This window comes from Modicisalibacter xianhensis, assembly GCF_900113605.1.
Taxonomy (GTDB): domain Bacteria; phylum Pseudomonadota; class Gammaproteobacteria; order Pseudomonadales; family Halomonadaceae; genus Modicisalibacter; species Modicisalibacter xianhensis.
Genome location: NZ_FOPY01000015.1, coordinates 61759 through 79812 on the forward strand (window position 1 = coordinate 61759; position 18054 = coordinate 79812).

Annotated in this window: 18 protein-coding genes; 12 read left to right on the forward strand and 6 right to left on the reverse strand. The window is 61.8% G+C overall.

The window, feature by feature from the left end; genetic code table 11:
• Window positions 1-43 precede the first annotated feature (43 nt).
• The 3 genes from glnL to glnA form a co-directional block, all read right to left on the reverse strand.
• On the reverse strand, window positions 44-1084 hold the full coding sequence (gene glnL, locus BM194_RS16690) for a nitrogen regulation protein NR(II) (protein WP_092849259.1): 1041 nt from the start codon (window positions 1082-1084) through the stop codon (window positions 44-46).
• A gap of 201 nt (window positions 1085-1285) precedes the next feature.
• Entirely contained in the window at window positions 1286-1906 is a 621-nt protein-coding gene (locus BM194_RS16695) for a DUF4124 domain-containing protein (RefSeq protein WP_092849101.1), read from the reverse strand.
• Window positions 1907-2040: 134 nt separating this feature from the next.
• Window positions 2041-3447 (reverse strand): glutamate--ammonia ligase, encoded by a 1407-nt coding sequence (gene glnA, locus BM194_RS16700; RefSeq protein WP_092849103.1) that lies wholly within the window; start codon window positions 3445-3447, stop codon window positions 2041-2043.
• Window positions 3448-4058: 611 nt separating this feature from the next.
• Here glnA and BM194_RS16705 point away from each other — a divergent pair.
• The 4 genes from BM194_RS16705 (at window position 4059) to BM194_RS16720 (ending at window position 8295) form a co-directional block, all read left to right on the forward strand.
• Window positions 4059-4616 (forward strand): glycosyltransferase family 2 protein, encoded by a 558-nt coding sequence (locus BM194_RS16705; protein ID WP_092849106.1) that lies wholly within the window; start codon window positions 4059-4061, stop codon window positions 4614-4616.
• A 101-nt stretch (window positions 4617-4717) separates the two neighbouring features.
• Entirely contained in the window at window positions 4718-5707 is a 990-nt protein-coding gene (locus BM194_RS16710; RefSeq protein ID WP_092849109.1) for a polysaccharide deacetylase family protein, read from the forward strand.
• A gap of 266 nt (window positions 5708-5973) precedes the next feature.
• Window positions 5974-7800 (forward strand): translational GTPase TypA, encoded by a 1827-nt coding sequence (typA, locus tag BM194_RS16715; protein WP_092849111.1) that lies wholly within the window; start codon window positions 5974-5976, stop codon window positions 7798-7800.
• 183 nt (window positions 7801-7983) lie between these two features.
• Entirely contained in the window at window positions 7984-8295 is a 312-nt protein-coding gene (locus BM194_RS16720; protein ID WP_092849113.1) for a hypothetical protein, read from the forward strand.
• 34 nt (window positions 8296-8329) lie between these two features.
• On the opposite strand, the gene BM194_RS16725 is transcribed toward BM194_RS16720, so the two are convergent.
• The gene (locus tag BM194_RS16725) at window positions 8330-9994 is read right to left on the reverse strand and encodes a sensor domain-containing diguanylate cyclase (protein WP_092849116.1); all 1665 of its coding nucleotides are present in this window, start codon (window positions 9992-9994) and stop codon (window positions 8330-8332) included.
• A gap of 237 nt (window positions 9995-10231) precedes the next feature.
• Here BM194_RS16725 and BM194_RS16730 point away from each other — a divergent pair, with 237 nt between their 5' ends.
• On the forward strand, window positions 10232-10435 hold the full coding sequence (locus BM194_RS16730; protein ID WP_218155417.1) for a metallothionein: 204 nt from the start codon (window positions 10232-10234) through the stop codon (window positions 10433-10435).
• Window positions 10436-10469: 34 nt separating this feature from the next.
• On the forward strand, window positions 10470-10646 hold the full coding sequence (locus BM194_RS20705) for a hypothetical protein (protein WP_166671043.1): 177 nt from the start codon (window positions 10470-10472) through the stop codon (window positions 10644-10646).
• A gap of 92 nt (window positions 10647-10738) precedes the next feature.
• On the opposite strand, the gene BM194_RS20710 is transcribed toward BM194_RS20705, so the two are convergent.
• Window positions 10739-11521 carry a PRC-barrel domain-containing protein gene (locus BM194_RS20710; protein ID WP_177223449.1) on the reverse strand — a complete coding sequence of 261 codons (783 nt, stop codon included), beginning with the start codon at window positions 11519-11521 and terminating at the stop codon, window positions 10739-10741.
• A gap of 288 nt (window positions 11522-11809) precedes the next feature.
• Here BM194_RS20710 and BM194_RS16740 point away from each other — a divergent pair, with 288 nt between their 5' ends.
• Entirely contained in the window at window positions 11810-11995 is a 186-nt protein-coding gene (locus BM194_RS16740) for a hypothetical protein (RefSeq protein WP_092849122.1), read from the forward strand.
• A 122-nt stretch (window positions 11996-12117) separates the two neighbouring features.
• Here BM194_RS16740 and betT read toward each other — a convergent pair whose 3' ends face one another.
• Window positions 12118-14175 carry a choline BCCT transporter BetT gene (gene betT / locus BM194_RS16745; RefSeq protein WP_092849125.1) on the reverse strand — a complete coding sequence of 686 codons (2058 nt, stop codon included), beginning with the start codon at window positions 14173-14175 and terminating at the stop codon, window positions 12118-12120.
• Between the two features lie 182 nt (window positions 14176-14357).
• Between betT and BM194_RS16750 the strand changes: the two genes are divergently transcribed.
• The 5 genes from BM194_RS16750 to BM194_RS16765 all read left to right on the forward strand — a co-directional run bounded on the left by BM194_RS16750 (window position 14358) and on the right by BM194_RS16765 (window position 17944).
• Entirely contained in the window at window positions 14358-15032 is a 675-nt protein-coding gene (locus BM194_RS16750) for a hypothetical protein (protein ID WP_092849128.1), read from the forward strand.
• Window positions 15033-15125: 93 nt separating this feature from the next.
• Window positions 15126-15272: a hypothetical protein gene (locus BM194_RS20715; RefSeq protein WP_166671042.1), complete on the forward strand. Its 147-nt coding sequence runs from the start codon at window positions 15126-15128 to the stop codon at window positions 15270-15272.
• Window positions 15272-16009 carry a metal ABC transporter ATP-binding protein gene (locus BM194_RS16755; protein ID WP_092849130.1) on the forward strand — a complete coding sequence of 246 codons (738 nt, stop codon included), beginning with the start codon at window positions 15272-15274 and terminating at the stop codon, window positions 16007-16009. The genes BM194_RS20715 and BM194_RS16755 overlap by 1 nt, the downstream gene beginning before the upstream one ends.
• The gene (locus tag BM194_RS16760) at window positions 15997-16887 is read left to right on the forward strand and encodes a metal ABC transporter permease (RefSeq protein WP_092849132.1); all 891 of its coding nucleotides are present in this window, start codon (window positions 15997-15999) and stop codon (window positions 16885-16887) included. The genes BM194_RS16755 and BM194_RS16760 overlap by 13 nt, the downstream gene beginning before the upstream one ends.
• 28 nt (window positions 16888-16915) lie before the next feature.
• Window positions 16916-17944 carry a metal ABC transporter solute-binding protein, Zn/Mn family gene (locus tag BM194_RS16765; protein WP_092849134.1) on the forward strand — a complete coding sequence of 343 codons (1029 nt, stop codon included), beginning with the start codon at window positions 16916-16918 and terminating at the stop codon, window positions 17942-17944.
• Window positions 17945-18054 lie beyond the last annotated feature (110 nt).

An 18054-nucleotide genomic window follows, 5' to 3' on the forward strand; every position in this document is an offset into this window, starting at 1 on the left:
GAGCGCACGGCGGGCAAGTGTGGAATGGTAATGGCCAGTCTCATCAATGCGTCTCCATCGGAATCATCAAACGAAATTCGGTACAGCCAGGGTGCGAGTCGCACTCGATCAGGCCCTGGTGCTGGTGAAGGATCGACTGCGCGATGGACAGCCCCAGGCCACTGCCTTCGGCACGTCCCGATACCATGGGAAAGAACAGGGTTTCACGCAGGTTGGCAGGAATGCCCGGGCCGTTGTCGATGACCGCCACCTCACAGACCAGCCGGTGACGCTCGGCACCCAGGGTGAATTGGCGACGCGCCCGGGTGCGCAGGATCAATTGCGGATGCTCGGTATCGTTTTCTTCCATGGCCTGCACGGCATTGCGCGCCACATTGAGTACCGCCTGGATCAGTTGGGCGTCGTCGCCACGCAGCTCGGGCAGGCTGGGGTCGTAGTCGCGCACGTAGTCCACGCGCGGGTGTTCCGCCTCGAGCAACGCCCGGACACGCTCGAGCACCTGGTGGATGTTGAGCGGCTCGTGATGCACGAGGTTGTTGGGCCCCAGCATACGGTCGACCAGATCGCGCAGCCGGTCGGCTTCCTCGACGATGATGCGGGTAAACTCCGCCAGTTGCGGGTTGGGCAGGTCGCGCTCGAGCAGTTGCGCCGCGCCACGAATACCACCTAGAGGATTCTTGATTTCGTGAGCCAGGCCACGGGACAGTACCTTGATGGTTTCCTGGCGGGCGATCAGCGCTTCCTCGCGGGAAATTCGCATCAGGCGATCGCGTGGCTCGATCTCCAGCAGCAGCTCGTTCTCGTCCAGTGGTGTCACGGTAAAGTCCACCGTGGTTGCCTCGCCACCGGGCAGAATCAGTACCGCTTCGCGCTGGGTAAAAGGATGCTGCTCGCTCAGGGCCTTGCCCAACAGTTCGGCGACGGCGCCGTTCTCACCATCCAGGCTGTCGAGCCTGGTCCCTTGCACGCGGCTCAGGCTAACGGCCAGCAACGCCTCGGCTGCCGGGTTCAACCAGTTCACGCGTAACGCCCCGTCCAGCGTCACTACGGCGGTGGTCAGATGTTCCAGCAAGCGTTGATACATGGCCTTGTTCCGCATAATGGCTTCCCTTCGGATTAGTCATTGCAAGAAGCGCGCCATCTGGAAATGCAGCGTGTTTTACGGGATTGGCGAGATGGCACGCGACCACAATGCACCACGATGGTGCACAAGGAAACTGGCCTTGCCCCACGACGCAACCTGCGATTCCGCCGCTTGCGACAAAAGCGGGCAGAGCCCGACGGCTCAGTTGCTGGAATCGTTCAGTGGCAAGCCGCTCAGGTTGCCCGGATTGGCCGGTGAATTGACGCTGGCGCGATGCACGTAGAGGGTTACCGGCGCACTACGATGACGCACCTGGCCCGAGGCATCCAGCAGCTCGGCTTGCAGGATGTGCTCGCCGCGATCCAGATTGGTGAGCATGAACGCCTTGGTATGCATCGCCGACTGACTGATCTCGCCATCGACCAGGAGACGGACCCGATGGTCCTGGCGCAGATCGGGATCGATATCCAATTCGACCTGGACGTTACCGCCGTAGCCGGTCTGCAGGGTCGCTTCGTCCTGCGGGGACGCTATCCGAAAGGAGGAGTACGGCATGAAGGGCGCACCGGGACGGCTCTCCCCCGTACGCCGGCGCGGTACCTGTTCGGCCTGATCGCTCGGCGTCGTACTGGCTGCCGGCGCCTTGACGTCGAGCGAAGGCACCACGGTCAGCGGCTCGAGCTTGATGCGCTCGCTGTTGGCTCGGGGGCGATCGGAAAAGACAACGTTGCCCTGCTCGTCGACATAACGGTAGACCGTTGCCGCCTCGAGACCGGCCCAAGGCAACAGGGCTCCCAGCAGCAGGCAGGACAATCGTCTCATGGCCTTCTCCTCGATGGCGGCAAGTCAAAGATGGGTAACCGGCGAACGTCACCGTAGTGTAACGCAAAAAAGGGGCCCCGCATCGCGGGGCCCCTTGGTTCACGCCGTCCCGGCGGGACGCGCGATGGCGCTGATTAGCAGCTGTAGTACAGATCGAACTCGACCGGGTGAGTGGTCATGCGCAGGCGCTCGACGTCCTCGCCCTTGAGTTCGATGTAGGCATCGATCATGTCGTCGGTGAACACGCCACCTTCGGTCAGGAACGCGCGGTCCTTGTCGAGGGCTTCCAGTGCCTGGTCGAGGCTGTTGGCCACGGTCGGCACCTTCTTGCCTTCTTCCGGCGGCAAGTCATACAGGTTCTTGTCCATCGCGTCGCCGGGATGGATCTTGTTCTTGATGCCGTCGATACCCGCCATCAACATCGCCGCGAACGCCAAGTACGGGTTGGCGGTCGGGTCGGGGAAGCGACACTCGACACGCTTGCCCTTCGGGCTGGCGGTGTACGGAATACGGATGGACGCTGAACGGTTACGGGCCGAGTAGGCCAGCATGACCGGCGCCTCGAAGCCCGGCACCAGGCGCTTGTACGAGTTGGTGGACGCGTTGGTGAAGGCATTCAGGGCACGTGCGTGCTTGATAACGCCGCCGATGTAGTAAAGCGCCATCTCGGAAAGGCCCGCGTACTCGTCGCCCGCGAACTGGTTCTGACCATCCTTCCAGAAAGACTGGTGGATGTGCATGCCAGAGCCATTGTCGCCGACCAGCGGCTTGGGCATGAAGGTCGCGGTCTTGCCGTAGGCATGAGCCACGTTGTGGACCACGTACTTGAGTTCCTGGACCTCGTCGGCTTTCTTGACCAGGGTGTTGAACTTCACACCGATCTCGTTCTGGCCGGCGTTTGCCACTTCGTGGTGATGCACTTCCACCGACTGGCCGATGGCCTCCAGGGTGTTACACATCGCGCTACGGATGTCATGGAAACTGTCGACCGGCGGAACCGGGAAGTAGCCACCCTTGACGCGCGGACGGTGGGCCAGGTTGCCACCCTCGAGCTTGCGGTCGGTAGACCATGCGCCCTCTTCGGAGGTGATCTTGTACATGGCGCCTTCGATGTCGGCTTTCCAGTGCACCTCGTCGAAGATGAAGAATTCCGGCTCGGGGCCGAAGAACGCCACGTCACCCAGGCCGGTGGTGTTCAGATAGGCTTCGGCGCGCTTGGCGATGGAGCGCGGGTCGCGATCGTAGCCCTGCATGGTTGCCGGCTCGATGATGTCGCAACGCAGAATCAGGGTAGCGTCTTCGGTGAACGGATCGAGGAACCCGGTGCCGTCTTCGGGGCGCAGAATCATGTCGGATTCGTTGATGCCCTTCCAGCCTTCGATGGAGGAGCCGTCGAACATCTGGCCGTTCTCGAAGAACTCTTCGTCGACGGCGGCAGCCGGAATCGTCACATGCTGCTCTTTACCCTTGGTATCGGTGAAGCGCAGGTCAACCCACTTGACGTCGTGTTCCTCAATCAGGGCGAGTGTCTTCTCAGACATGATGTCCTCCACTAATGAGCCCAGGGCTCGAATCGATGGCTTGCGTGTCCAGCGTCACTTTGTAGCATGCCGGGGCCAATATTGCCCATGGCATGTCCAATCTGGCCATTGAAATGCAGAAGGCGTGCCAAACTGGAGCACCCGCTTCCATAGAAAAACTCAAGCCATTGATTTTCTTTTAAATTAAATCCACGACACTAATTCGTGCGTGGGACCGCAAATGCGCCACTTCGCTCCATTCCAGTGCAAGAGCCCTTGAGGCGCACCAACTTGGAACATCACGCCATACTTTTGCACCGTTATGGTGCTCGAGCCATGCCGCCGCACAACTTTTGTGGGAGAAAAGGCCCACAAGTGCCTCAAATCGACGATAATTACCTCACTCAGCCGACGACACATAAAAAAACCATTCTGCAAATTTTTAAAATTCAGTCGCCCGTACATTGAAACCCTTTGAAACCAACGACTACCCTTCCATTACATAACCTCGGGGACAGGAATCCCAACGAGGTTGAGGACGTAAGGAAACGTCTATGACTATCGTGACCCAAAGGCGGCCTGTGCCCATGTCACGGCAGCCGGCCCAATACCGGACTCCAGGTCGCCAAGCAATGAAACACTTTTGCGTCATTATCGACACGCGTCGCGGTTACTCGCGCCTCGGCCGGTGCCTGCGTGCGGTAGCCAAGGCCGTTGCCAACGTACGGGGATCCGTCGACATCATCCTGATTGCCGACCGGGTACGCTCACGCCTGGTCACTCTCGCCGAGCAGCATGCGGCGCGTATCGTCAAGCTGCCTTCCGGCCCACGCGGGCAGCGCTACAACACCATTGCCAACAGCGTGCAGGCTGAGGTCCTGGTCTTCATCGATGCCACAGCGGAAATTCCCCCCGGCTGGTTCGTGCACGTCGAGGATGCGCTGCACGATCACTGGAACGCCGTGACCCTGACCGCCGAGAGTCGCGTACCAGCGTGGCTGGCCCACTTCTATCACCCTACGGGGCGCACCATGGCGCTGGCCATCAGACGCACATGGTTCGAGCGTGTTGGCGGCTTCGATCCCGACCTGGACCATACCGCCGAGCGCGACCTGGCTGGCCGGCTCCTGGCCTGCCATGCCCGCGTGATGCAGCATCATCCAACGGGGGATGCCCAGCGCGCCAGCTAGGCGCACCGGGAAAAACCGGCATAAACTGAAAGCAGGAAGCGTATCGCGCGCGACCGGGAGACTCCCATGCGGGACACGACTCCGGCTCAAGGAGAGAGCCCATGAATGGCCTGGACCTTGCCCAGGATCTGGCCCAGCGGTTGAGAGGCCACTGGCGTCGCAGTCTGGCCGAGCCCTTATGGGGACGCAGCGCCATCCTCGTACTGCACCGGGTACTGCCCAGCGAGCAGGATGCTCGCCTGCCCCATCGCGCCCCCTGGTGCCTGGGGCCTGAAAGCTTCGAGCGCCTGCTGGTCGCGCTTTGCGACGTGGCCCGCCTGGTCAGCCTGCCTACCGCCATGGCAACCCACCACGACCCCAAGGCACGCATCGCGCTGACCTTCGACGATGGCTGGCGCGACAATATCGAGACCGCCATTCCTCTTCTAGAGCACTACGCCATTCCGGCCAGCATTTTCGTCAATACCGCCTGGCTGGGACGACCTGGCGGTCACTGGCGCGAGGTGATCGGCGAAGGACTCTGGCAGGCTCACGCCGCGCCTCGCATCCGCGAGGCCATGGGAGACGTCGGCCTGCCCCTGCCACCCATGCCTCCGCTCAATCCGGACGATGCCTATAGTCGGGCCCTGCTGGCCTACTTCATGCAGCTCGGCCAGGCCAACCCGCAGCGTGTGGCGGACGTCGCCGCCCAGCTCTGTGATGAACCCGGTTTACCACATCATGGAATCGACCCGTTCAGCATGCGCCGCCTGGAATCGGGCGGGCTGGTTCGCTTCGGTGCCCGCGGTGTCGATTTCACCGCCTTCGAGCCGCAGAGCGAGGAGCGGATACGCTGGCAAGTCCAGCGCTCACGTCGCACCCTGGCGCGCCTGTGCCACGAGCCGTTACCGGTGCTGGCCTATCCCGACGAACATCCCAGCGCCCGGGTTCAACAGATTGTTCAGCGCTGCGGTATCCAGGCGGCGCTGGCCGGTAGTGGTGGCTGGCTGAGTCACCGCAGCAACCCACTGGCCCTGCCGCGAATCGCCATCGCGCAGCCGGTTGCGCACAGCCCGGGCCGACTCTTCGATTACCTGCTCGGCCAGCTGTAACGCATCTGTCGTACCCTCGAGATACAGTCAATGCCCGACACGGCCATGAACTTTATCGGTGCCGTCTTGTCCGAGTTGGCCAGTACCGCTCGCCTATCTCGTTTTCCCGGTGAATAGCGGCTTCGATGAAAGGATGCAAAGGCGCACTCCGCCAGCGTTTTTGCCCCCGATAGGCGACTTTTCCCCGCAACGATTCGCTATTAGAGTGGCAGCGGCCATCGCTCAGCCACTATAATGCGCCCCCTATTTCCCAGCAGGATCGCGTCGTGATCGAGAATCTTCGCAACATTGCCATTATCGCCCACGTCGACCACGGCAAAACCACGTTGGTCGACAAGCTGCTCCAGCAGTCCGGGACCCTGGACCGCAAGGCCGAGGGCCAGGAGCGCATCATGGACTCCAACGACCAGGAAAAGGAACGCGGCATCACCATCCTGGCCAAGAACACCGCGATCCGCTGGCAGGCGCCCGATGAGCGCGTCTATCACATCAACATCGTCGACACTCCCGGGCACGCCGACTTCGGTGGCGAGGTCGAACGCGTCATGTCCATGGTCGACTCGGTACTGCTGCTGGTCGACGCGGTCGACGGCCCGATGCCGCAGACCCGCTTCGTGACCCAGAAAGCCTTCGACCAGGGCCTCAAGCCGATCGTCGTGGTCAACAAGATCGACCGCCCCGGTGCACGTCCGGACTGGGTCATCGACCAGATCTTCGACCTGTTCGACAACCTCGGCGCCTCCGACGAGCAGCTCGACTTCCCGATCATCTACTGCTCGGCGCTCAACGGCATTGCCGGCCCCGAGCCGGACCAGCTCGCCGACGACATGGCACCGATGTTCCAGTCCATCGTGGACATCGTCGAGCCGCCCAAGGTCGAACTCGATGCCCCGTTCCAGATGCAGATCTCGGCACTGGACTATAACAGCTACGTCGGCGTCATCGGCCTGGGCCGTATCAAGCGTGGCAGCGTGCGTCCCAACCAGCAGGTCACGGTAATCACCAAGGAAGGCAACAGCCGCCGCGGCAAGATCGGCCAGGTGATGACCCACATGGGCCTCGAGCGCGTGCAGACCGAGGAAGCCACCGCCGGCGACATCATCTGCATCACCGGCATCGAGGACCTGGCGATCTCCGACACGCTGTGCGACCCCAACGCCGTCGAGGCGCTGCCGGCACTGACCGTCGATGAACCGACCGTGTCAATGACCTTCCAGGTCAACGACTCGCCGTTTGCCGGCAAGGACGGCAAGTTCGTCACCAGCCGCAACATCCGCGATCGCCTGGATCAGGAGCTGATCCACAACGTCGCGCTGCGCGTCGAGCAGGGCGACTCACCGGAGAAGTTCAAGGTCTCCGGGCGTGGCGAACTGCACCTGTCGGTATTGATCGAGACCATGCGCCGCGAAGGCTTCGAGCTTGCCGTAGGCCGCCCCGAGGTCATCATCAAGGAGATCGATGGTGTCAAGCAGGAGCCCTATGAAGAAGTCATCATCGACGTCGAGGAGCAGCACCAGGGCGCAGTGATGGAGGAGCTCGGCTACCGCAAGGGCGAGCTGACCAACATGAACCCCGACGGCAAGGGCCGTGTGCGCCTGGACTTCATCATCCCGGCACGCGGGCTGATCGGCTTCCGTGGCCAATTCCTGACCTTGACCTCGGGCACCGGGATCCTGACCAGCCGCTTCGACCATTATGGCCCGCTCAAGCCGGATGCCTCCATCGAGCGGCGTAATGGCGTGCTGGTGTCGATGGTCTCGGGCAAGGCCCTGGCCTATGCCCTGTATGCCCTGCAGGATCGCGGCAAGCTGATCGTCGACCACGGCACCGAAGTCTACGAAGGCATGCTGGTGGGCATCCACAACCGTGCCAACGACCTGGTGGTCAACCCCACCAAGGCCAAGAAGCTCGACAACATGCGTGCCTCCGGCAATGACGAGAACATCGTGTTGACGCCGCCGGTCAAGTTCACGCTGGAGCAGGCCATCGAGTTCCTGGACGACGACGAACTGGTCGAGGTCACGCCCAACCACATCCGCCTGCGCAAGAAGCACCTCACCGAGAACGAGCGCAAGCGCGCCAGCAAGAAATAAGCGCTGGCACGGCATAATGAAGGGGCCCCTCACCGGGCCCCTTCTTCGTTTCCGGACGCTTGATGGCCCTTGGCTTGATCCTTGGGCGTGCAGGTATCGCCTGCATGGCAGGTCCCGCACTTTCCCTCAGCCCCTACGCCCGGCTAAGCTGAGAGAGTCCACGTTCATCACCAAGGAGGGAGCATGCACAAACACGTCGAGTGGGACACACCGGGAACGCAGAGTGTCCAGTCCCACTATGCCAATGACCCCAACGACTATGGCGAGCCCCACCAAGGCAGCATCGTCAGTGGCCGTTATCGGGGTGCGAACGTGCGTGTGCGCGTCGAGGCCTACCGCGACGCCACCAGCATCGGCGAGGTCGTCGCCCTGATCGATGGCAACAGCGGCGAGCGCCTGAAGCAACTGGGCGATCTGTCGCTGGGTGATATCGTTCGCCTGCCCGACGACAAGCGGGCCTTCGAGTCCAGTCAGGCCGGCGGCGACGAGGACTGAGTTCAGAGGCACTGCTGGCTCAGGCGTTTCGCCTTCAGGTCAGCGCCTGAGCCAGCCCATGGCTGTCGTGCAGGTAGACCCGCCCCTTGCCGGCCGCCTTCGCGGCATATAGCGCGGCATCGGCATGCGTCATCACCTCGCTGGCCGTCTCCGCCTGATCCGGCCACAATGCGACGCCAATACTGGCCCCGACGCTCACCTGCTGGCCATCGGCCAAGGTAACGGGGGTGGAGACGGCCTGAATGATACGTTGGCCCACCGCTTGAACCAGCCAGCGTGCTTTATCGCTTTCCACCTCGACGATGAGCACAAACTCGTCGCCTCCGAGACGAATGGCGATGTCCTCTCCCCGCAGACAAACACGCAGGCGTCTGGCCACCTCGATCAGCAGCCGGTCACCGGCGTGATGGCCATACGTATCGTTGACGCCCTTGAAGCCATCCAGATCCAGGTAGAGGAACGCCACGCTGCGTTGTGACTGGCGGGCACTGACCAGACGCTGCTCCAATTGCGCGCCCAGGTAGGTGCGGTTGGGCAACCCCGTCAGTGGGTCGGCACTGGCCATATCCTGAAGTTCGTCGATGGCCTGTCGCTGATTGAGAATCTGGCTCACCATGCTGCGCAACGAGCGCGATAGCCGCGACAGCTCCGGAGAGCTGAGTTCCAGCGGTATCGTGCTGGCACCGGCCCCCTGCCTGACCTTGTCGGCCGCCCGGGAAAGCCTGGCCAACGGGGCCGAAAGCCGCGAATGCATCCCCCATCCGATCAAGGCCACGCACAGGGCGATGATCAGCCCGCCGATCAAGAGCTTCGTCTGCAGCCGGGTCACCGTTGCAAAGGCTGCCTCCACAGGGCGTCGCGCCAATACCGTCCAGCCCAGGCCGGGAAAGGCTCCCTCGCCGTCGCTCACGGCCCGCCCTGTCAGGTACTGCCTGCCATCCGGCCAGGTTTCGGTGGTCCAGGAAGGGCCGCTGTAGGCCGTCTCGTTCAACGACGCCAAAGAACCCAGCTGCGTTCCCAACAAGCCCCTCGGCCCGAGCACGACCGTGCCCTCGCTCGAGACGACGATGACGTCGATATCTTGCGCCTGTTCCCGAGGCGATAGCATCGATGCCTTGAGACGCTCGGCCCATTCCCAACTCAGATGAACGGCCAGCACGCCCATGAACCGTCCATCCTCGTCATATAGCGGCGCAGCGACATCGACGAACTTGACGTCTTCCCCTCCCGGGCTCGGCAGTAACTGCGCCAGCATTACCGCCTCGTGCACGTCCCCGACCCACAGCGCTTGCCGGCCATTAGTGAATACGGGCCGGTGGGCGATGCTCTTGCCCTCAAGCAGCCCATCGGTGGCCGCTACCACCTCACCCTCGGAATTGGTGACACCGATCCACGACGCCACGTCATAGCTGGCCTGCAATTGCCCGATGAGCTCGCGCATGCGGGACGGCTCCATTTGCGCCGTCAATGCATGAACGCCTTGGAGCAGTTGGACTTCCTTGACCCTGGCCGCCATGCTGCGGTCCAGCTTGTCCGCCATCTGGTAGCCGGTTTCGGCCAGTGAGGTGCCGATCATGTCATGTGCATAATTCTCGACCTCATGGGAGACCGCCCAGCCAAGCACGGCAATGGCAGCCAAGACCAGGCTTGCACTGGCCAGGGCCAGTCTGTTGCCCAAGGAAAGACGACGAAACAGCATGAGCCCTACCAGCGGAAAGAATGAGAGGGGGTTAACAGCAGACACATTCTAACGAGAAAGAAACACGATCCACCAAGCGAAATAACCTAGATTAATCGGCTTGCATTTTCCTTGGGCCATTCGCAACTCATGGCTAGCCCCCAGCCATTCGCCCATCGCTTCGCAACACAATTCCATCCTTTTCCAATTCCCCACTGGGCTTCTACGCTAAGACCATCAAGGAAAGGAGGAAACGCTATGGCAGACATGGGAACCTGCTCCTGCACGGGCTGCGAATACACCGTAACCGACGAGCAGGCTTCGATTTCCGAAGGTGAGGTTTACTGCTGTACCGCCTGCGCGGCCGGTCACCCGGAAGGCATGGATTGCGTTCATGAAGGTTGTGCCTGCACCGAGCTGAACCGGCCGGCAGCGGGCGACCTGCCCCACGAGCAATTCTGAACGTTTCGACACTTAGCGACAGCAAGGAGGCATCATGTCCAGACAAGCCCGTATCGAACCCGTTTTTGCAGCCAAGGACCTCAACGACAAGATTACTGGTTGGGTAGTGATTGACGAGTCACAGCCGGAAAACGAGAACGTCGTGTCCGAACATGAATCCCAGGCGGAAGCGATCCGTGCCGCGGAAGAGTTCGAGCAACGCGAGGATTGAAGCCGACATATCGACTGGTTGGCGTGAAAAGGCGCGGCCCAACGGCCGCGCCTTGAATGTATATGTCCTTCATGACTGGCTGTGGGCAAGACTCACGAATTTCCACCACCACTCGTCGAGCCACTGCCGGTAGAGCTTCCACTGCCACCAGACGAGCCGCTACCGGTTGTCCCTCCACTACCGCCGGACGAGTCACTCCCACTCCCCATGGAGTCCGAACCGCTACTGCTACCGCCTGAAGTACCGGCGCTACCACTGGACGAGCCACTGCCACTCATGCTGCCGGACTCGCTTCCACCGGACGAGCCGCTACCGCCGCTCATCGAGCCCGAGTCACCACTACCCATCGAGCCCGAGTCACTACCACCGGCCTCCGACAATACGGTCTCGCTATCGACGGACTGATAATCTTCCTCGTTATAATCCTCGGCTGATTGCTTCAGTTCATCCTCGCTACGACTGGTCTGGAGTACCAACTGGTCTTGCTGCAGGTCCATTTCCTGAATCGGCAAGGCGACACTCTTGTCGCCGATCCCCAGGAAGCCCCCGACCGAGATAACGGCATAGACCTGATTGTCCTGGGTGCTCACGGCGACACGCTCGATCTCTCCCAGCTCCTGGCCGTCCTGATTGACGACCTGCATGCCCTCGAGATCCCCCGCCGTCATGGACATGAGGCTACCCTGCTGACCTTGCTGTTGAGTACCACTCTGCTCCTGCTGACTCATCGACTCCTGTTGCTGGGCCTGCTGTCCTTCCGCCTGTCCCATCTGGCCCTGATCCGGCTCCGTCTGGCCGCTCTCCTGGGCCAGGATACCTGTCGACAGGCTGCCGCACAGTGCGCCAATGGCAATGGCTAAAGCTGTCCTTTTCATGACGTGCTCCTTCGTGCAGAAATACAGGTCATCCTGCTTGTAACAAGCTAGACCACGCCTGATGGCCTGCACAGCCAAAAAAGATACGCCAACTTACTGAAACATTGAAATAATATACTTAAATACAAAAAAACAACCTATAGAGACAAGCCAGCAACGAATAATCTTTTCCCGTTGTTCCACCACGGCATGACTCGCAAAATAAATCGTTGTCGGTAGCTACCGGACTATTCCCGTTTCACCCTACACTGCGCGAAGGGCACTCCTTCCACATCAGAGTTCATCGCCATGCTCAAGGGCATTGTGTTCTGCTTTGTCTTCCTTGCTGCACAACTACTCCTGCTCGCTCATATCGACCATCGCCTCAACCGCTCACGCAGCGAGATTACCTATCAGAACCATAACTTGCCGGTGCAGAATCGGCAGCGCTTGCCCAGCGATAAGACGTCTCCTGATGAGACAGTATCCGGCTGAGAAACCTGATCTGGTTATCGAGACAGATACTCTGACCGGCTCACGCGCACATAACGCCTTTGTAACGAAAACAGCGCCGCCCGCCTCCAGGCGAACGGCGCTGATGCGCGGCTAGTTCCCGCTCAGGCGGGTGGCTGCGTGGTGCTGTCGGGCATGTTGACATTGCCCGGCGCCTCGCGGTTGAGATGCAGGTAGTGCATGTGCCGCTCGTACTGGTCGAGGATGTCCTCGATCACCTGCTCCCGGGTGTAGCCCATCAGGTCGTAGCCTTGGCTCCCCTCCAACAGGTACACCTCCAGACGGTAATAACGCTTTGAGGCCTGCGGCGTATGCATGGCAAAGCCCGGCGTGGTGAAGCCCTGGCTCCAGACCTGGTAGGTGAAGTTCTGTTCGTCGCCGAAATCGACGTTGAGCGAGAGATAGTCGTCACCGTTCTGGGTGCCCTCATGGATCGCCACTTCGACATTCTCCTCACGCAGGGAGTCGTGCACAGCTTCCATGGCCGGCTTGCATACGCTATCCATGAAACGCTGAGCCTCCTTGCGGGAGGGAAAGCTCATCGCCCGCTTCAGGCGTTGCTGCCAGCTCTGCGTGCCGCGACCGCCACTGGTACGCCCCGAAAGCTGGCCTGCCAGACTCGCCTGCCGGCTATCTTCCTTGAAGGCTTCTACCTTGAGCGCCTGGTACAGCCCCGCCATCATGAAGAACAGCACGACCGAGAACGGCAAACCGGTAATCACCACCGCGCTTTGCAGGGTAGTCAGCCCACCAGCGATCAACAGCGCCAGTGTTAGGATACCAATGACGGCAGACCACAGGATACGCATCCAGATCGGCGCATCATGATTGACGTCGGTAAGAATGGTGGTGAAGTTCGAGAGCACCAGCGCACCTGAGTCGCCGGAGGTCACGAAGAACACGATGGCCAGGATACTCACGGCGATCGTGGTGAAGATCGGCCACGGGTACTGCTCAAGGAACAGGTAAATACCGGACGGCGGATTATCCATGACACGCTGGCCGAATTCGGTCGCCCCGTTCATGGCCATGTCGATCGCACTGTTCCCCAGCAATGACATCCACAGCATCATGAAAATGATCGGCAATGTCAGGGTGCCGAGCACGAAGGTACGGATCGTGCGCCCGCGCGAGATACGCGCCAGGAACAGCCCGACGAACGGCCCCCAGGCAATCCACCAGGCCCAGAAGAACAGCGTCCAGCCGTTGAGCCAGGCCGTGGGCGGGTCGAAGGCGTAGGTGTTGAACGAAAGACTGATGAAGTCGGACAGGTAGTCGCCGATGTTCATGACCAGCGCATTGAGCAGGAAGATGGTCTTGCCGGCGAACAACACGAATAGCAGCAGTGCCACCGCCAGCAGGATATTGAACTCGGAGAGCCGGCGAATGCCGCGCTCCACCCCGGTCACCGCAGAGATGGTCGCGAACAGCACGATACACAGAACCAGCACCGCCTGGGTCCAGACGCTCTCGGGAATGCCGAACATGTAGTCGAGCCCGAAGTTGAGCTGGATGATGCCGATGCCCAGGCTGGCGGCAATGCCGAAGACCGTGCCGAGTACCGCGGCGGTATCGACGACGTGACCGATGGTACCGTAGATGCGATCACCGAAGACCGGGTAGAGCGAACTGCGGATGGTCAGTGGCAGATTATGCCGGTAGCTGAAGAACGCCAGCGACATGCCCACCAGCGTATAGATGCCCCAGCCAGACAGCCCCCAGTGAAGAAAGGTAATCTTCATGGCATGGCGTGCCGCGGCAATCTCGTCCTCGGGCGCGTTGGGTGCGTTGTAGAACTGGGTCAACGGTTCGGCCAGGGCAAAGAAGATCACCCCGATGCCGATCCCCGCCGAAAACAGCATCGCCGCCCACGAGAAGATGTTGAAGTCGGGCCGCGCATGCTCAGGCCCTAGGCGTATCTTGCCGAAGCGTGACAGCCCCAGCCCGATCACGAAGACCAGGTAGATCACTACGGTAAGAAAGTAGTACCAGCCGAAGGTGTTGGCGATCCAGCCGAGAATGGCATTGATGATGCTGTTGGCCTGCTCGGTGGCGACCATGGTCCATAACGAGAAGACCACGATGCCGATGACCGAGCTGTAGAAGACCACCGGGTTCAGACGGTCCCGCGATAGCGTTTCGCTACTGTCTTGGGGTCTCATGTTGGTGTCCCTGATGGGTCGGAGGATGGAGGTAGGAAAATTTCATGACGCGCTTGCGCTGCGTCTCGATAGCTTAGAGCATGAGCCAGCGTTGACTCGCTCGGGTGGCGCAGCCTACCAGACGACACGGAATCTTCTACACTTGCCAGCGTTCCTACCTTTTTGATATCCAGGAGCCGTCGATGCCTTCCCTGCGCCCCCTGCTGGCCGTTGTCACCCTCACGTTGTTCGCGACGGCCGCTCAGGGCCAGCCTCGAGCCACCCCGCAAGAGGAATGGCAGGCCTATAGCGAGGCCCTGAACCGGGGCGCAACCCAAGGCGAGATATGGCGCTACGGCTGGAGCAGCGTGTATGCCGTGAGTCTGGGCCTCAATGCCTACCAGGCCAGCGAAGCGGATGACAGCGACGAGCGCTTCGACGCCCGGGTGGGAACCGTGAAATCGGCGTTGGCGTTGGGGGGTACCCTGTTCGATGTCCAGCCGCACGTGCCGGCACAGCGTGAACTGGCTGACCTGCGCAGGACCGATGACACGAACGAAGCCCGAGAACTCATGCAACGCGTCGCCGCTGAAGAGCGCGAACGACGTGCCTGGCGAGCCAGGCTGGACTCGCTGATCGTCAACACCCTGGGTGGGCTGGCGATCGGCCTGGGTGATGACCGCCCCGGCGATGGTGCGCTCAGCTTCGCCACCGGCATGCTGGTCAGCGAACTGCAGATCCGTACCCAGCCGACCCAGGCAGGCAGCGTCATCAACCGCTTCCAACCAGCCCGCCTGACGTTGGGCGACGTGAATCTCGATTACCAGTACGCCTGGATCATGACACCCAGTCAGGTGGGCATCGACATTCGTTATTGAGCATTGCCAGGAAGTCAGCGAACCTTGCCAGGCCTCTCTAGCCGACGCCATTTTGTTATGTTATAACCTCCGCCTCGTTTTGGAGAGTCCACCATGGCGCATCGTCACCATCACCGGCCCGATGGGCCGTGCCATTTTTCATTGATGTCATTGTCGACTTACCGTCGTCTACTGATGGCCGCGGCACCGCTGGCCCTGCTGTGGCTGGCGGTGGCTTGGGCCATGGGAGCCTGGCGCTGATGTCACGCTTGCATCTTGATGGCCTGGCCTTGGCGCAGGGAGCGCGAACGGTGCTCGAAGGGCTGTCGGGCAGCTTTCCTGACGGCGCGATCACTGCATTGATCGGCGCCAACGGCGCCGGCAAGAGCACCCTGATCCAGGGCATCATGGGAATTCTGCCGCCGTTGGCTGGCCGCATCGACTGCGACGTACCCAAGGAGCGCCGCGCCTGGCTGCCCCAGCAACTGGCCCTGGACCTGAGTTTTCCGATGAGTGTCGAGGAACTGGTGATGACCGGTAGCTGGCCGACTCGCGGCGCGCTCAGGGGCTACCGTCCCGCACAGTATCGACAGGCGCGTAGCGTGATGCAGCGCCTGGGCATCACCCACCTGGCCCATCGTCCGCTTGGCGAGCTGTCCGGCGGCCAGCGCCAGCGCGCCCTGCTCGGCCGCACCCTGATGCAGGAAGCCGAATTGCTGTTGCTCGACGAACCGTTCGCCAACGTCGACAGCGACACCGTCAACGTGCTCATCCAGGTGCTGCGCGACATGGCCGACCAGGGCACTACCATCATCGTGGTACTTCACGATCTGGAGCACTTGGCGCGCCTGGCCGATTGCGTGCTGATGCTCGCCGGCGGGCATGCCCAGTGGACGACGCCTCACGCCGTGCTCGAACGCCATGGTGTCACGGACCTGGCGAGCCAGGCGCCCTTCGTTTCCCTGACCTTTCCGGATTCCTCGTCATGCTCGACCTGATCGCCCCCTTGGCCGACTACGGTTTCATGCGCCGGGCGCTGATTGCCGGCCTGGCCCTGTCGCTGGCCGCCCCGCCGCTGGGCGTGTTCCTGATGCTGCGCGGCATGAGCCTGATCGGCGATGCCATGGCACATGCCATATTGCCCGGCGTGGCGTTGGGCTTTCTGATGGCGGGTTTCTCACTGCCGGCGATGAGCCTGGGCGGCATTCTCTCGGGGCTGGTAGTCGCCGGCCTGGCCGGCGGCGTGTCGCAGATGACCGGCCATCGCGAGGACTCGGCGATGGCCAGCTTCTATCTGATCTCGCTGGCCGCTGGGGTGATGCTCGTGTCGTTGGGCGGCAGCAGCGTGGACCTGACCCATGTGCTGTTCGGCTCGATCCTCGCTGTGGATACCACCGCCCTGCTGCTGATCGCCGCAGTGAGCACCGTCACCGTGCTGCTGCTCGCCACGATGTTCCGCGCCCTGGTCATGGAGTGCCTCGATCCGCTGTTCCTGCGTGGCCAGGGGGTGCGCCCCGGCCTAATCCAGGGCATGTTCCTGGGCCTGGTGGTGATCAATCTGACTGCCGGCTTCCAGACCCTGGGCACATTGATGGCCGTAGGTCTGATGATGCTGCCTGCCACCGCCGCGCGCTTCTGGTCCAAACGCCTGGAAGGCCTGATGGGGCTGGCCATTGCCATCGCCATGCTCGCCAGTACCGGCGGACTGCTGATTTCCTACCACCTCGATATGCCGTCGGGGCCAAGCATCATTCTGCTGGCCGGCATCGTCTATCTGCTGTCAGCGCTGTTCGGCCGCTACAACAGCCTGTTCGCGCGCCTGCGGCGACGTGCCGCTCCGCTGGATGCGCCGCGCAACGGCACCTCATCGGCGTGACCTGCCCCCTCACGAAAGGAAACCACTCATGCGTAGACTGCTAGCCCTTGGCCTGATCGCCGGCACCACCGGCCTTGCCCTGCCTGCCTGGGCGGATCCGCTGCGTGTCGTCACCAGCTTCAGTGTACTGACCGACATGGTCGAGCAGGTCGGCGGCGAGCAGGTCGAGGTCACGTCGCTGGTCGGCCGCGATAGCGACACCCATGCCTTCTCGCCCAGCCCCGGCGATGCCCGCCGCATTGCCGAGGCCGATCTGGTGGTGTTCAACGGCCTGCAACTGGAAGGCTGGATGGAACGCCTGATCGAGGCCAGCAGTTATCAGGGCCCCTTGGTGGTTGCCAGCCGTGGCATCACGCCACTGGGCGGTGATGAAGCCCACGCCGACGGCCATGCTCAGGAAGGTGATGCTCACGGGTCCCATGACGCCGATGCGCACGGCCACGAGGACCACGGACACGGCCATGATGAGCCTTCGCATGACCATGAGCACGAAGCAGAGGGGCATGAAGATCACGACCATGGCGGCATGGACCCGCACGCCTGGCTCGACGTGACGCGGGCCCAGCAGTACGTGGCCAACATCCGCGATGGCCTGATCGAGGCCGACCCGGACCATGCCGAGACCTATCGCCGGAATGCCGCAGGCTATCTCGACGAACTCGCCGCACTCGACGAGGAGATTCATGCCCTGATGACGGATATTCCCGCTGAAAACCGCCTGGTCGTCACCGGGCATGATTCTTTCAACTACTTTGCCGATGCCTATGACGTGCGCTTTCTCTCTCCGGTGGGCCTGAGTACCGTCAATGAACCGTCTGCCGCACTGATGGCCCACCTGATTGACACGCTCGAGGAGCAGCAGGTCAAGGCGCTGTTCTACGAAAACATCACCAATCCGGCGCTGATCGAGCAGCTCGCCGAAGAGGCCGACCTGCCGATTGCCGGCACGCTCTACTCCGGTGCCCTGGCCGCCGACGGCGAGGCCAGTACCTATGCCGGCATGATGCGCCACAACGCCACGCGGATTCACGATGCGCTGGCCGATGGTGCCAACTAGGCGTTGCCGGGATGAATCCATGTTGCGCTGGATCCTGCGCAACACCTAATTGAATGCCCAAGGCCGCCCAACCGGGCGGCCCTCGCGTTTTCGGGATGTCCGGTCTTCCG